The organism is Vibrio marisflavi CECT 7928 (assembly GCF_921294215.1).
GTDB lineage: Bacteria > Pseudomonadota > Gammaproteobacteria > Enterobacterales > Vibrionaceae > Vibrio > Vibrio marisflavi.
Genome location: NZ_CAKLDM010000002.1, coordinates 440,057 through 454,873 on the forward strand (window position 1 = coordinate 440,057; position 14,817 = coordinate 454,873).

The following is a 14,817-nucleotide window of genomic DNA, read 5'->3' on the forward strand; positions in this document are numbered from 1 at the left end:
GAAACGAACAGAGTTTCTATACAATGAATGACATATAGAAAGTTCTAGGAGGCAAGGTAAATGCGCACAATAGTTTTTAACCAAAAAGGTGGGGTAGGAAAGTCTAGTATTACGGTCAATTTGGCGGCAGTTAGTGCCAGTATGGGGTTGAAAACACTTGTTATTGACTTAGATGTTCAAGGAAATAGCAGTCACTATCTTGGCTATGATATCCAACAGAAAAGTGATAAAACCATTGCTGACTTATTTGATCAAACCTCTTCATGGTTCTCCTTTTCCACTCCAATCAAAGATTTCCCTCATAAAACTGCGCATGAAAACCTAGACGTGATTCCTTCGAGCCCTAGATTGGCGGCTATGGAAAATGATTTAGAACGCCGATACAAAATTTATAAGCTCAGAGAAGCACTAGACGAACTGCAACCGAATTACGACTGCATTTTTATCGACTCTCCACCAAACCTGAACTTTTATAGCAAAGCTGGGTTAATTGCGGCGCAGCGCTTGTTGATCCCGTTTGATTGTGACAGTTTCTCTCAGCAAGCTCTTATGACGTTGCTAGATAACTTGGCTGAGCTGAGAGATGATCATAATCGTGATCTTGAACTAGAAGGTATTGTTGTCAACATGTACAACTCACAAGCGCGCTTTCCTCAGCAAATCATTGAGTCGGTAAAAGCATTGGGCCTGCCAGTATTAGAACCATATTTACCACAATCAGTGAAGATGAAAGAGTCTCATTTTGAGCAATCGCCAATGATATTTAGCCACCCAAAGCATAAGTTAACCCAAAGCTTCATTGAGTTATTCTCCAAATTAGAAGTAGCTAAAGCAGCAGAAAAAGTGAAAGCAGCAAGCTAATCAAGTGTTTTAGGCGAATGTTTCAGTAAAATAGAAAAGAGCAGCAGTCCCATAGGTATTGCTGCTCTTTTAGTCTGAGCTTAGTTAAGCGAATATCTTCAATCAATCGAGTGATATGACAGGTACTGTTGAGCTTCGGTTGAGCCCATGTAACGGCCTAACGTTTTCGCAGGAACGCTTCTGAGATCGACCACAATCAGTCCATCAAGAGCGCTATTGAATTCAGGATCGACGTTAAAGCTGACTAGTTTCCCATTTAATGCCAAATACTGTCTCAACAAGACAGGAACGCCTTTTCCATCGTCTATTCTGGCAATTACTCTCGATAGCAACTGTAGATCGCTAAGTGCGGTGAGTAAGCTGGTATTCCATAACGATTGCTGTGACTTTAGAGGGTTGGAGGCTTCAACGTAGTTCGCACTATCATTGTCGTAATAGTGGAGTGTCATTGTGTCAGCCAAAAGCTGCCTTGCCTGCTCACTGTAATCGTTACTGATACTTACTGGACCAAATAGGTGAGTGTATTCTGGATTTTGGTTGATGAAACTTGCAATGCCTTTCCAAAGTAATAGCAATGCATTCATACTTTTTTGATAGGGAGCAGCAATGACAGAGCGACCTAACTCGACTGCTTTTCCCATTTTGTTAAGAAAACGGTGATCGTAGTGAAAAAGAGTTCTAGAGTAGAGCCCGTTTACGCCTTTGCTGTCCAGTATTTGTTCGACAACGCCTAAGCGGTAAGCTCCAACCAGTTGCTGATTTTGATTGTCCCAAACAAACAGATGGCGGTAATGTTTGTCAAACTCATCAATGTCGAGAGTTTCACCTGTCCCTTCACCAACAGCTCGAAAGTTTATCTCTCTTAAACGGCCAATTTCGTGCAGAATCGAAGGAATGTGATTGGCTGTAGTACAGTACACTTCGAACTCACCACTGCTAAGCAGGTGATGTTCTTGTGGTAGGTGTTGTAAGTCATCCAAAATATTCGATAAAGGTAAAGCGGGAGCAATAGCGGATTCCTTGTTTGTACTAAGTTCTGGCTTTTGAATAAGGTTTTGAGAGCGATTTAGTAAGTAGGTGTTAAGCCTCAAGTAGCTGACTATCTGCCCATCAGTAAGCTTATTTACTTCTTTATACTTAATCGCTTCCCCAATCGATATCTCAATTGGTTGGCGTGTTTTGTTTAGTAGCTCACGCCCCAACATGAGCGTTCTTAGCATAGGGTGAACTTTGCCAGCCATGTAAAAACTCTTGGAGTTTGTGCCGCGTACGAAAATTGGTACGGTAGTAGCCTTGCTACCCTTAATAAACGCACTGACTGATCGGCTCCATTCTTTGTCTTCAAGACGTTTGGTTTTCCGGTCGATCATTTGTGAGACTTCACCGGCTGGAAACATTAGCAGCAACCCACCTTCTTTCAGGTGTGTTTTCGCTTCACGATAAGCATGTAAGTTCGCTTTATGTGCATCTTGGCTGTCAAATACATCAACTCCGATGAACAGATCATCAAGTTCAGGGATGGATTTGAGGTGGTAGTTAGCTAGAACCTTTACGTCAGGTCGAATCATGAGAAGCAGCTCCGCCAATATGACGCCTTCTACACAACCTAAAGGGTGGTTGGCGACGATGACAGTTGGCCCGTGAGAAGGTACTTCTGACAATAGACCGCTATTGATATGGTACTGGATACCCAGAGTTTCTAATGTGTAACGAAGAAAAGCTTTTGTATCACAGCCGATAGGGCGCTCAGCATAGAACCTATCCAGTTGACTTAAACCAGTGGCCCATTCAGTGAGATTTTCACCGATTCCAAATGGGGTTTTTCGTGTTAAACGAAACGGACTCGTCATATCCATAATAACCTCTGCTTGTTTATAGCATCGGCAATCCTATAAAGCTTCTATGACAGTTAGAAATCTGAAAAATGATGAAGTGGTGAATTAATTGTGAAAATTCAGTGACAACTAACAGAGAATAATATGCTCTGTGATAAGTTAGAATCGTCTTTCAGAAAGGGAGTTTAGCTATGATAGAACAAATCAAGGAGCGATTGACTCGCGCAGGTGTTCGATTTATTCGCTTTCAATATTGTGACAACGCGAATATGATCCGTTCTAAAGCGGTACCTCTTGAGAGAATAGATCACTATGCTGAGAAAGGCGTTGGCTTAACAAAGGCAGCGCAAGCTCAGCCAGCCATGTTTGATACTGTTGTAGCCAATGAGGCAGGGCTTTCCCCTGTTGGTGAAATTCGATTAATGCCGGATTGGTCTAGTTTACAGTTGTTACCTTATGCGCCTACTCACGCGAGTGTTATGTGTGATATGTATGATCAAGATAAGCCTTGGGAGCACTGCCCAAGAAGTTTTTTGAAGACCATGCTGGAACGAGCGAAAACAGCAGGCCTAGAGATAAAAGTTGGGCAGGAGTTTGAGTTTGTCCTATTTTACAATGATTCCCGGCGAGTTCTTACAGAATCGTCGCTCGATAGTAGTATATACGCACAATCCAGCGCTCTCGATGTTGCTGATGAAGTAATCAATGTGATCGTTGAGTATCTGGACGCGCAGGGAATCGAGATAAATCTTATCCATGCAGAGTCAGCGCCGGGCCAGCTTGAAGTTTCTCTGATGCACAGTGATGTACTCAATAGTGCTGACAACAATATCCTCTTCCGACAGAGCGTTAAGGCAGCAGCACTTAACTGTGGATTGTCAGCAAGCTTTTTGCCTAAACCATATAAAGAAGCTGCGGGTAGTGGATGTCACCTCAACTTAAGCCTTTGGCAAGACGATACAAACATTGTGTTTGATGCGAACGGTGCTTATCACTTAGGTAGAGAAACGCAGGGCTTTATGGCAGGTATACTGCATCACTTGCCAGCCTTGATGGCTGTTACTGCCCCAAGTGTGAATTCCTATCGGCGCTTTTTACCTCATTATTGGAGTGGAGCGTATTGTAGTTGGGGTGAGCAAAATCGAGAATCTGCTTTGAGAGTAGCGGGAGATGATCAACATCCCTCTCGGTTCGAGTTGAAAACAATGGATGCGTCTGCCAACCCTTACTTAGCCATGGGTGTAGTTATTGCTGCTGGATTAGATGGTATTGAGCACAAACGCGAGTTGCCTAAGCCATATAACCAAGATCCCGGCTTACTGACTGATGAGCAGCGTAACAGCCTCAATATCAATCGACTACCAATCACATTGCTCGAAGCTGTGTCAGAATATCAACGTAGTGATTTGCTAAAAAACTGTCTCGGTAATAAACAGCATCAAGCTTTCTACTCAATACGAAAGGCCGAGTGGGATCATATTAATTCGCTTAGTTTCGATGAAGAAGTACAGCTGTTGCTTGAACGATATTAATTGACTCTAGAGAGCATGGTGCTGTGTTATACTCATGCGCTTAACTTGTCAGTGCGAATGTATTCGCCGAAAGTTCAAACTCGGAATGAATTCAATGAAAAAAATACTTATCGTTATCCCTGCGCGCTTTGGTAGTACTCGTTTACCCGGAAAGCCATTACTCAAAATTGCTGGTCGAGAAATGCTTCTTCGAGTGGCAGATATTGCGCAGGATGTTTGTCTTTCAAATGAACACTGCCGTTTTGTTGTTGCTACAGATAACGAGCAGATTGGTGAGCTGTGTGAGCAGCATAACATTGATTTTCAGTATACGTCCGAGCATTGCAAAAGCGGCACCGAGCGTTGTTTTGATCTGATTGAAAAATTGGATTATCAGCCTGACTTTATCATTAACTTGCAGGGTGATAACCCACTTTGTCCGCCTTGGTTTATTCAGTCTTTGATTGACTCTTGGAGCCAATCTGATGTTGGAGAAGTGTTTACACCATTCGTTCGATTAACTTGGCCTGAGCTGGATACCTTGCGAGAAGTAAAGCAGGTGACGCCATTTAGTGGTACTACGGTGCAAGTTGCCAAGAATATGTGTGCATTAAGCTTTAGCAAAAATATTATTCCTGCGATTCGTAAAGAAGAGCAGTGGAAAGGTGAAACAGAGTTTTCTCCAGTGCTAAGACATATCGGTCTGTATGGTTACACTTTCGATGCTTTGAAAGCTTATCTATCGATGGAAGAAAGCCACTACGAAAAATGTGAAGGCCTGGAGCAAATGCGCTTTATTGAAAATGCGATACCAGTAAAAATGGTAGAAGTCAGTTATCAAGGTCGTGATGGTATGAGTGGTGTCGATAGCCCAGAAGATATTCAGCGCGCAGAGAAAATTATTGCCGAAAATGGCGAGTTTGATATTGAGCAATTGTAAGTTAGCCAACTAAAAGTACCAAAACAATGACAACAAGATTAATCATCGCAAGACATGGTAATACTTTTCTACCTTCTCAAACACCAACAAGAGTAGGCGCCAGAACAGATTTAGACTTAGTTGAATCAGCTAGAAGTGAAGCTGTCGGTAATTATCTAAAACAAAACAATTTGCTACCAGATGTGGTTTTATCTGGCCCATTGAAACGTCATAAGCAGACGGCTGACATCATTTGTAGCCAAGTTGGTTTTGATGCGTCGCAGGTTTCTGAATGTCATTTTCTTAACGAAATTGATTATGGCCCCGATGAAAACAAACCAGAACAAGAAGTTATGTCGAGGCTAGGAGCTGGCAATGAAGAGAAAGGCAAAGCTGTCATTGATAACTGGAACCAGAATGCAATTGTGCCAGATGGTTGGTTGGTCGATCCCAATCAGCTAAAAAAAGAGTGGGTGAAGCTTGCTCAACATATTGCCGATGAGTATTCAGGTAAAACAGCTCTACTTGTGAGTAGCAATGGACTGATGCGTTTTAGCAATATATTGGACACAGAGTTTGAATATCAAAGCTTAAAAGTACCAACAGGCGGGATCTGTATTTTCGAGTATGACGAAAGTGGTGATAAGCAGTGGCGTTGCATGAGTTGGGCAGTGAAGCCCGCTAGCTAGCCGCACTTTTAAGATATGCATTAATTGTGGGGAGACGGCTCCGTTAGTCGGAAACGTGTCCCCAGTCTTTTAAGATCGTACGCACTTCTTCGATAGGAATATACTTGGCATCGATGCAGTCATCATTCTCGTCACACAATGCTAAAAAGAATGGAGTGATGCCTTTATCGCGCTTAGTGATTAGCCACTGATAGAGTGCAGATTTTCGGTCGATGTCATCCGATGAACCTAGGCATTTCCCTTCGCCTGAATCTTCTTTTTGAATGACTTTCAAAGTGAATTTCTTATTTTTATTCATTTTAGCGTCCAATGCTTTTCGTCTTTTCAATTCGTATATTTACATAAAAAATATACAATTAGCAGCCGAATCCATCAAGTTAGTGAGGTTCCTCTCAGTAAGCTTTTACTCTATAGGTGCACTGTTCCGTATGTCAGTAATCGATAGCGATACCGCTAATCGTTTGATGTTGCTTTCTTTAGATATCGTACTTGGTAACGAGTAGGCTTATGGTTCATTGCTAACACTAGATTCAGTATGATTGCTCCAAAAACGGATAAGGCAATAAGCTTTGGTGAGGTAAAAAAGAACGACGCAAAAAGGATGCACATATCAATCATTACCTGAACTTTCCCCACTGATATACCGAGTTTGTCTTGGATATAGAGGCACAAAACATTGAAGCCACCCAGACTCGATTGGTGCCTAAATAAGATAAGCATTCCCAGTCCCATAAGTAACCCGCCAGAAATAGCACAGTAAACAGGGCTGATATTGCTTAGCGTTATAAACGTAGTCAGGTGATCGGAAATAATTGAGACCAACCCACCCGAAATGACACTGTTAATAGCGAATCGAGAGCCAAATCGTTTCCACGCTAAAAGATAGAAAGGGCAGTTGAGGAGGAAATACAGCTGACCGAATTGAATGCCTGACAGTTGGCTAAATAGTAGCGCGAGACCGGCGGTGCCACCTGTAAGTAAATGAGCTGATTGTAAAAAGAATACGCCTTGTGCGACTAAAAACGTGCCTGTTAAGATGGCAACCCAATCTTCGTGTTTTGAATGCTTTTCCATATCTGAAAAAAGGTTTGTAAGTCCTAGTAAAAAAATTCCACGCATATTAGAAAAAAGCCGACCATAGTGGTAGCGCAAGCGGGAAAATTAAGGTAAACCTATGTAATTCGTGTTTTACGGGGTGTAAAGCACAAAATTGACAGTGGACTCTACAAATAAAACTGTAATTTCCTCTTTATGAGGCAGATCAAATTATGTAGAATGCGCGCCATAACCATGACGAAAACGTTTGCGTGGGTCTATTGCGGTACTTTTAACCCATTTTAGGCTCTAGTCACAGTGTGGTTTTTTGTGATTTTAAGTACATTCTCAATCAGGAGATACAAATGCTAAAGCGTGATATGAATATCGCGAGTTACGACGCGGAGCTATTTGCAGCTATCCAAGAAGAAACTCTTCGCCAAGAAGAGCACATCGAACTTATCGCTTCTGAAAACTACACAAGCCCACGTGTAATGGAAGCTCAAGGTTCTCAGCTTACTAACAAGTATGCTGAAGGTTATCCTGGAAAGCGCTACTACGGTGGTTGTGAGTATGTCGACAAGGCAGAAGCTTTAGCAATTGATCGTGCATGTAAGCTATTTGAATGTGAGTACGCTAACGTACAGCCACACTCTGGCTCACAAGCTAACAGCGCGGTATATATGGCGCTATTAAACCCAGGTGATACTGTTCTGGGCATGAGCTTGGCTCACGGTGGCCACTTAACTCACGGCTCTCCAGTAAACTTTTCTGGTAAGCATTACAACGTGATTCCTTACGGTATTGATGAAGCAGGTCAAATTAACTACGACGAGATGGAGCAACTTGCTCTTGAGCACAAGCCAAAAATGATCATTGGTGGCTTCTCAGCATACTCTCAGGTTGTAGACTGGGCTCGTATGCGTGAGATTGCTGACAAAGTTGACGCTTACCTTTTCGTTGATATGGCGCACGTTGCTGGCTTGATTGCAGCAGGCGTATACCCAACACCAGTACCACATGCTCACGTTGTAACGACAACTACTCACAAAACGCTAGCAGGTCCTCGTGGTGGTTTGATTCTTTCAAACGCAGGTGAGGACATGTACAAGAAGCTGAATTCAGCTGTTTTCCCTGGTGGTCAAGGTGGTCCTCTAATGCACGTTATCGCAGCGAAAGCGGTAGCCTTTAAAGAAGCAATGGAACCAGAGTTCAAAGAGTACCAAGCTCGCGTAGTAGAAAATGCAAAAGCAATGGTTGCTCAATTCCAAGAGCGCGGTTACAAAATTGTTTCTAACTCAACTGAAAACCACTTGTTCCTTGTTGACCTGATTGATAAAAACATCACAGGTAAAGAAGCGGACGCAGCGCTTGGTGCAGCGAATATTACTGTAAACAAGAACTCAGTGCCTAACGATCCTCGCAGCCCGTTCGTAACATCTGGTATCCGTGTTGGTACTCCAGCGATTACTCGTCGCGGCTTCTCTTTAGCTGATGCAAAAGAGTTAGCGAACTGGATGTGTGATGTTCTAGATAACGTTGAAGACGAAAAAGTTATCGAAGCAACTAAAGCGAAAGTTCTAGAGATCTGTAAGCGTCTACCTGTTTACGCGTAATAGCTAAATACTTTTCGAAACTCGAAGACTTCAAAAGGTGAGCATTTGCTCGCCTTTTCTCGTTTTTAATACACAGACCTTTTTCCGAGTATCTCAAAGGCTCAATGGCCTAAAATTAGTAAAGGTGTATTCCAAAAGTTTATTAAGATGTTGGCACCTTAAGGAGTCGAGGTATGGGTAAGTGCTATAACAGAATTGCCGTTAACAGGCCGATTGAAGAAGTGTGGCAAGCGGTAAGTGATTTTCACAATATGGGTTGGGCAGAAGGTGTTATCACATCAGTTGAGAAAGTTGGAGCAATTGAAGGGCATCAAGTGGGTGCTAAGCGTATATTGAATAATGCTTTTCACGAGACATTAATTGACTACGATAATTATCATCATCGCTTTTCTTACCGTATTGAAGATGGTCCCGGGCCGGTTTCTCATGATGCTGTCAAAGACTATATTGGTATTGTCCAGTTAACAGAGGTTCCAGAAGGAACTCTGGTTGAATGGAGCTCGTCTTATCGCTCGAAAAACGAGTCTGAAGTTGCTGAGTTTTGTAACCCTATCTATTCTGCATTGCTTGACGCGATGCGTAAAAATATCCATTAACGCCTTCCAATAAAAAGGGCAAGTGTGTAGTACACTTGCCCAAAAGTTTGTATTGAATGACCAACGTCTTTTAACTGTTGGAAGCTACCTGTTGCTTTTTCGCTTTTGATGTAGCGGAAGGTATAAGTAGTGGAATAACACATACTAACACTGTACCGCCAATCAAAATTGCTTCGTAAGCTGTCTTACTCATGATCGTAATTTGTGATGGAGGTAAGAAGCCCATCGCGAGTACAAAAAGGCAGGTAATGATGCCGATGCCGCCAACGATGCTTGTACCTATTACTCCGCCTGGAATTGAATAGCCACGTGGAACGTCAGGCTGAGATACTTTTAGCTTGATTAAAGCAGCGAACAAGAACAGATAAAAAATTACAGATAGCTGCGCAGTCATGGCACTCAATAACCAGTAAGAAGCATTAAAGCCAGGGAAGTACAAGAACAACATCGCAAGGCCAGTAAAGATAATGCCCTGTACCATCAGGATTGCAATTGGCGCTCCGTTTTTAGAACTTTTCGCTAAAAACTTCGGTGCGCTGCCATCTTCACTTGCTTGACGGATACATTTACCTGGACCAAGAATCCACGCCGACACGCCGGAGAAACCGCCAAGAATAATGCACACCATGATAATTGGCATCATCCAAGACATTTTGTAGCTGGCAAAAAAGATTGAGAAAGAGGTGATGACAGCCGAAGACAGGTTAATTTGATCTTGAGGGATCACGATTGCGACAGCGAGTGAGCCTAGGACCGAACAGAATAGAATTAACACTGTTGAGTAAAGAAGAGCTCTTGGGTAGTCCTTCTTAGGGTTTTCGACATCTTGTGCGTGAATTGCAGACATTTCCATGCCCACAAGACCAAATAGCATTCCAGATAAAATAGCGAGGTTGTTTAGGTTGCTCATATCTGGAAGGGCATCATTCCAGCTAAAGTTAATTGCTACATGCTTGCCTGCCATTACCCAGCCGGCCGCTAAAATGATGATGAGCAGCATAGGTAAAATAGTGCCAAAGATAGAGCCTAGTGTGCTAATTAGTCCAGAAACTCGCATACCAAAGCAATTTGCAAGCGTTGCCAGCCAGAACATAATAGTAATGGCGACGAAAATCATAGTTTTGTCAGTTGCTAAACTAGGATCAACGATATAGAAGAAAGTTGATGCTAGGAATGAAAGAATGGTTGGAAACCAAATGATGTTATAGAGCCATAGAATCCAAGCAACGACAAATGCGGCCTTTTTACCGAATGCTTCACGAACCCATACGTAGATTCCGCCATCTTGTGGCCAACCTGTCGACATATCTGCCGCAGCTAAAGCGCTTGGGATCATAAAGAAAATAGCGCCGGCAATATAATAAAATATTAGTGAAAGGCCATATTCCGCGCTGATTGGCAATGAGCGTAAGCTATCTACCGCAATCACGTTGATCATGACTAATGAAAAGACGCTAAGTGCTTTTTTATTTTTACGATTTGTTATCATTTAAACCATACCATCAAAGTTAAGCTAACTGGCTCTTTTGGCCTTTGCACTCATCCTTGATTGCATAGCTTGAAGGTGTTCTATTGTTGAAGTTAACGACTGGAGCTTCTGCGCCTAAGACTCTTTGTCTGAGTGAGCTTGCTCAACGCGATCAAGCAATAGTTCATAGCCACCTTCACCATAATTGAGTGCTCTTGCAACTCTTCCCACAGTGGTGACACTGACACCCGTTTTAGCTGAAATTTCACGATAAGACATCTCTTGCTTAAGGCATGTTGCCACACGCCACCTTTCAGCCATGCCATGAATTTCTTGAGGCGTACAAAGGTCTGTCAAAAAAAGCTTGGTTTCTTCAGCGGAGTTTAACTGCGCGATTGCGCTGTAAAGTTCTTCAGCAAGTTTATCTGTATCTTTCACTATAATATAGCTTGGGTGTTTTACTGTGCTAGCATGTTAATACACTATAGTGATATAGACAACAGTTTTGTATGCTGTTCGGTGGATACTTCTGTAGCCCTAGAGGGAGTGATAGTTTCTAGCTATTTGATATTGAGCTTTTTTTGTCAATCTTGCTTTGATTCATTGATAGTTATATATCTTGTGAGATTATTTAAAGTCAGCAATGCACACTACAAATGGCTGTGTATTACCTACGATAGTCGCTGGCTATTATTTTAAGTAAACCCCATAACCTTTTTCGTAAGGCTACAGGGTTTATATCAATTACTTAATACCGTACTTTGAAAGGATGGCATCGAATGTGCCATTGGCTTTTATTTCCGCTAAACCTTTGTTGTATGCATCAATGTAGGTTTTGCCATTCGCGTTGGCAGTGCCTGAGGTGACATGTAATGGATTTTCCGATAATGCCTTTTTGGTAAAGGCGAACTCACTTTGATTCAGTCCTGACTTTTCCATAATCGATAGTGCTACTAATTTGTCTTCAAGTGTTAAATCAACACGCTTCGCTAGTAGCTTTTTCAGGTTTGAAACTAAGTCACCTGCTTCAGGTTTTTTGAAGTTGGTTGCATTTAGGAAGGCATCGCCATATCCATAGCCTCTTACAATACCCACTACTTTCCCATCGAGACTACTTAAGCCGGAGTATTCAAATGGGTCGCCTGCTCGTTTGATAAATGTCAGCTCGTTTGATAGATAAGGCTCGCTATAGAGTAAGAACTTCGTTCGCTCTTGGGTAAACCAAGTAGCGGGCAGTAGGTCTATTCGGCCTTTGGAGACTTCATCTAATGCGCGAGACCATGGGAGAATCTTGAAGTCTATTTCGTATCCTTGTGTTTTCATTGCTGCTTTGAGTAAGTCAATTGAAATACCATTACCTAAACTGCTTTTCTCAGTGACAAATGGTGGCCAAGGATCCTGAGCGGCTGTCAACGTAGTGGAATTTACCTGAATTGAGAAAAATAACAGAATAGGTGCTAATAACCGAGTGCAAGATTTAATATCCATCTAAATACTCCTCCATGAGTCAATAGGTTGCCGTATGGTAGCAATTACACTAGCCGTACTAACAAAATTATAGACAGGAGTTATTGGGTCAGGGATAAATTATTGGATTTGTTTAGCGAAGAATGTACAAAAGGTGTGTTCAACCGAAACACACCTTTAATTAACAATATGCGAGAAGGGGTTATTTTGAAATGCTTAGCATAGTTCCTGATTTGCACTTAAACGTATAGTACTTGCGGCTTTCATTGAATTTCCCTAGTCCTTCCCCGTGACAGTACTCCACGTTGATGTCTTTCATTGTTTCCAATGTCTTTTCGTCCTTCAGAGCAAACTTAGAACCGTCGGAACAGACTATTCGAACGCGGCCATCTTCACTAACGGAGTATACTTTTACTTCTGTGTTGCAGAGTTCAAATGAGGCTTCACGGTAGTTGTCTTCCTGAGTATTTGATGAGCAACCTACAAGGAGAGCTGAAGTAATGAAGGCTAAAAATCCAATTTTGTTCATCGCTAATCCTTAGCTATTCGCAATTTCACAATAAGTTATTTAGCTTAGCGTATAGAACAATATAAATATATTCAAGAAACGGGGAGAGTGTTTTCGGGGCTGTTAGCATTTTGAAGAGAAGAAGCGAGAAATTCTGCTTCTTCTCTTTGAGCTAGCGGAGTAGGTTACTTGACCTCTTCCCCTTTAGCTTGAAGGTCTGCGTGATAAGAAGAACGCACAAACGGACCACATGCTGCATGAGTAAACCCAAGCTCCAAAGCGATTTCTTTAAGCTCTTCAAACTCAGCTGGTGGAACGTAACGTTCTACTGGCAGGTGATGGCGGCTAGGCGCTAGATATTGGCCTAGTGTTAGCATAGTTACACCATGTTCGCGTAGGTCTTTCAATACTTCGACGATTTCTTCTTTCGTTTCACCCAGCCCCATCATCAAGCCTGATTTAGTTGGAACGTCTGGATGCTGTTCTTTAAACTTCTTCAGCAAATTTAGTGACCACTTGTAGTTCGCTCCCGGTCTAGCTTTGCGGTATAGGCGAGGCGCAGTTTCTAGGTTGTGGTTGAAGACATCTGGTGGATTGTCTTTTAGAAGTTCAAGCGCAGTGTCCATGCGACCACGGAAATCAGGTACTAGTGTTTCAATACGGATTTCAGGGTTGAGTGCACGAATCTCTTTATTACAGTTGGCAAAGTGCTCAGCACCGCCATCACGTAAATCATCACGGTCAACAGAAGTGATCACCACATATTTAAGCTTCATATCTTTGATTGTTTGAGCGAGCTTTTGTGGTTCGTTAGCTTCTGGAGCGAGTGGACGGCCATGAGCAACGTCGCAGAATGGGCAGCGGCGAGTACAAATCGCACCCAAAATCATAAAGGTTGCAGTGCCGTGGTTAAAACACTCAGCAAGGTTTGGGCAAGAAGCTTCTTCACAAACAGAGTGAAGGTTATTTTTGCGCATTGCTGATTTGATATCTTGAATTCGCTGACTGTCTGCTGGGAGCTTTATTCTCATCCATTCCGGTTTACGAAGTACTTCTTTTTGCTCCGTTGGCATGTTCTTCACAGGAATCAGTGCCATTTTATCGGCGTCACGGTATTTTACGCCTTTCTCCATCTGGATTGGTTTACTCATGATTATTTGCTTCTGTAATAAATTCAACGTGCTCGTAGTTGAGCATTGATACGAGCTCTTGTATAAGCTGCTGCTCTACAGCTTCTAATGAATCAGGGCCGCCAAGCTGGCTAACTTGTACCATTTCCATACCTTCATAGCCGCAAGGGTTAATGCGTTGGAAAGGGGATAGGTCCATATTGACGTTAAGCGCAAGGCCGTGAAAAGAACAGCCTTTGCGGATGCGTAGCCCTAAAGAACAAATTTTCTTGTTATTTACGTAAACACCAGGCGCATCTGGCCTAGCATTAGATTCGATATTATACGACTTCAGAGTATCAATTACGATGTTTTCGATATGAGTGACTAAATCTCTCACTCCTAGCTTTTTACGCCTTAAATTAATCAAAAAATACGCAACTAATTGGCCGGGGCCATGATAGGTTACTTGGCCTCCGCGATCACTTTGCACCACGGGAATGTCTCCGGGCGCTAAAACGTGCTCGGCTTTACCGGCTTGGCCTTGAGTAAAGACTGGGTTGTGTTCAACTAACCAAACTTCATCGAGACTGTCTTCATTTCGATTGTCAGTGAATTCATGCATGGCTTTCCAGACAGGAAGATAATCTTGTCGGCCAAGTTTTTTCACAATCAGTTGGTCTTGCATACCCAATTTCCTTTGGCAAAAGCCAATACAACTACAAAGATTTCGCATTATAAATGGATTGCAGCTTAGGAGCTACTTTATGCAATAACTTTCTTTAGCTAATAAAAAAGCAGCTTGCGCTGCTTTTCTAAAATTCTTTAGGCTATAAGCTTGGTTACAGAACCATTCTTACGATATCTATTTCACCAAGTTCTTTGTACAGAGTTTCAACCTGTTCGATAGATGTTGCTGTGATATTAATAGAAACAGAGTGATAGTTACCTTTTGCACTTGGTTTTAGCGTTGGGCTATAGTCGCCAGGTGCGTGTCGTTGGATTACTTCGAGCACTTTTTCTGTCAATTCAGGTTTAGCATGCCCCATAACCTTGTAAGTAAATGAGCAAGGAAATTCGAGCAGATCTTTCAATTTAGCGTCTGAATTAATGTTCAACATTATAGAGGCTCCAACAATATCGATAGTAACAAGGGCGCAATAGTACTGCCAATTAGACTCGATCTCAAGGGGAAGAGAAGTC

The 14,817-nt window shown here is 42.4% G+C and carries 16 protein-coding genes; 6 read left to right on the plus strand and 10 right to left on the minus strand.

What is annotated here, in order from left to right; all coding sequences use genetic code 11:
• Positions 1-60: 60 nt before the first annotated feature.
• Positions 61-861, plus strand: coding sequence for a ParA family protein (locus L7A31_RS08750; RefSeq protein WP_237361130.1), 801 nt, complete (start codon positions 61-63; stop codon positions 859-861).
• 98 nt (positions 862-959) lie between these two features.
• On the opposite strand, the gene L7A31_RS08755 is transcribed toward L7A31_RS08750, so the two are convergent.
• Complete coding sequence (locus L7A31_RS08755) at positions 960-2,717, minus strand: bifunctional lysophospholipid acyltransferase family protein/GNAT family N-acetyltransferase (RefSeq protein ID WP_237361131.1); 1,758 nt, start codon at positions 2,715-2,717, stop codon at positions 960-962.
• A gap of 170 nt (positions 2,718-2,887) precedes the next feature.
• On the opposite strand from L7A31_RS08755, the gene L7A31_RS08760 reads away from it, so the two are divergent.
• From L7A31_RS08760 to L7A31_RS08770, 3 genes are all read left to right on the plus strand, one after another.
• A complete protein-coding gene (locus L7A31_RS08760) occupies positions 2,888-4,228 on the plus strand; it encodes a glutamine synthetase family protein (RefSeq protein ID WP_237361132.1) in 1,341 nt (446 codons plus the stop codon).
• 94 nt (positions 4,229-4,322) lie between these two features.
• The gene (locus L7A31_RS08765; RefSeq protein ID WP_237361133.1) at positions 4,323-5,147 is read left to right on the plus strand and encodes a 3-deoxy-manno-octulosonate cytidylyltransferase; all 825 of its coding nucleotides are present in this window, start codon (positions 4,323-4,325) and stop codon (positions 5,145-5,147) included.
• A gap of 26 nt (positions 5,148-5,173) precedes the next feature.
• Positions 5,174-5,815 carry a histidine phosphatase family protein gene (locus L7A31_RS08770; RefSeq protein WP_237361134.1) on the plus strand — a complete coding sequence of 214 codons (642 nt, stop codon included), beginning with the start codon at positions 5,174-5,176 and terminating at the stop codon, positions 5,813-5,815.
• A 43-nt stretch (positions 5,816-5,858) separates the two neighbouring features.
• Here L7A31_RS08770 and L7A31_RS08775 read toward each other — a convergent pair whose 3' ends face one another.
• Both L7A31_RS08775 and L7A31_RS08780 read right to left on the minus strand, forming a co-directional pair.
• Entirely contained in the window at positions 5,859-6,113 is a 255-nt protein-coding gene (locus L7A31_RS08775; protein ID WP_237361135.1) for a hypothetical protein, read from the minus strand.
• A 155-nt stretch (positions 6,114-6,268) separates the two neighbouring features.
• Positions 6,269-6,889, minus strand: a complete 621-nt coding sequence (locus L7A31_RS08780; RefSeq protein ID WP_237363538.1) for a YitT family protein — start codon at positions 6,887-6,889, stop codon at positions 6,269-6,271.
• A 326-nt stretch (positions 6,890-7,215) separates the two neighbouring features.
• Here L7A31_RS08780 and glyA point away from each other — a divergent pair, with 326 nt between their 5' ends.
• Both glyA and L7A31_RS08790 read left to right on the plus strand, forming a co-directional pair.
• The gene (gene glyA, locus L7A31_RS08785; RefSeq protein WP_237361136.1) at positions 7,216-8,466 is read left to right on the plus strand and encodes a serine hydroxymethyltransferase; all 1,251 of its coding nucleotides are present in this window, start codon (positions 7,216-7,218) and stop codon (positions 8,464-8,466) included.
• Positions 8,467-8,639: 173 nt separating this feature from the next.
• Positions 8,640-9,062: an SRPBCC family protein gene (locus L7A31_RS08790; protein WP_237361137.1), complete on the plus strand. Its 423-nt coding sequence runs from the start codon at positions 8,640-8,642 to the stop codon at positions 9,060-9,062.
• A gap of 70 nt (positions 9,063-9,132) precedes the next feature.
• Here the strand turns inward: L7A31_RS08790 and L7A31_RS08795 are convergent, their stop codons facing one another.
• The 7 genes from L7A31_RS08795 to ybeD form a co-directional block, all read right to left on the minus strand.
• Positions 9,133-10,551, minus strand: coding sequence for an APC family permease (locus L7A31_RS08795; protein ID WP_237361138.1), 1,419 nt, complete (start codon positions 10,549-10,551; stop codon positions 9,133-9,135).
• 114 nt (positions 10,552-10,665) lie between these two features.
• Positions 10,666-10,968, minus strand: coding sequence for a YerC/YecD family TrpR-related protein (locus L7A31_RS08800; protein WP_237361139.1), 303 nt, complete (start codon positions 10,966-10,968; stop codon positions 10,666-10,668).
• A gap of 306 nt (positions 10,969-11,274) precedes the next feature.
• Complete coding sequence (locus L7A31_RS08805) at positions 11,275-12,018, minus strand: transporter substrate-binding domain-containing protein (RefSeq protein WP_237361140.1); 744 nt, start codon at positions 12,016-12,018, stop codon at positions 11,275-11,277.
• A 181-nt stretch (positions 12,019-12,199) separates the two neighbouring features.
• Positions 12,200-12,526, minus strand: coding sequence for a hypothetical protein (locus L7A31_RS08810; RefSeq protein ID WP_237361141.1), 327 nt, complete (start codon positions 12,524-12,526; stop codon positions 12,200-12,202).
• A gap of 164 nt (positions 12,527-12,690) precedes the next feature.
• Positions 12,691-13,656 carry a lipoyl synthase gene (gene lipA, locus L7A31_RS08815; protein WP_237361142.1) on the minus strand — a complete coding sequence of 322 codons (966 nt, stop codon included), beginning with the start codon at positions 13,654-13,656 and terminating at the stop codon, positions 12,691-12,693.
• Positions 13,649-14,302: a lipoyl(octanoyl) transferase LipB gene (gene lipB, locus L7A31_RS08820; protein WP_237361143.1), complete on the minus strand. Its 654-nt coding sequence runs from the start codon at positions 14,300-14,302 to the stop codon at positions 13,649-13,651. The genes lipA and lipB overlap by 8 nt, the downstream gene beginning before the upstream one ends.
• A 154-nt stretch (positions 14,303-14,456) precedes the next feature.
• The gene (ybeD, locus tag L7A31_RS08825; protein WP_237361144.1) at positions 14,457-14,735 is read right to left on the minus strand and encodes a DUF493 family protein YbeD; all 279 of its coding nucleotides are present in this window, start codon (positions 14,733-14,735) and stop codon (positions 14,457-14,459) included.
• Positions 14,736-14,817: the final 82 nt, after the last annotated feature.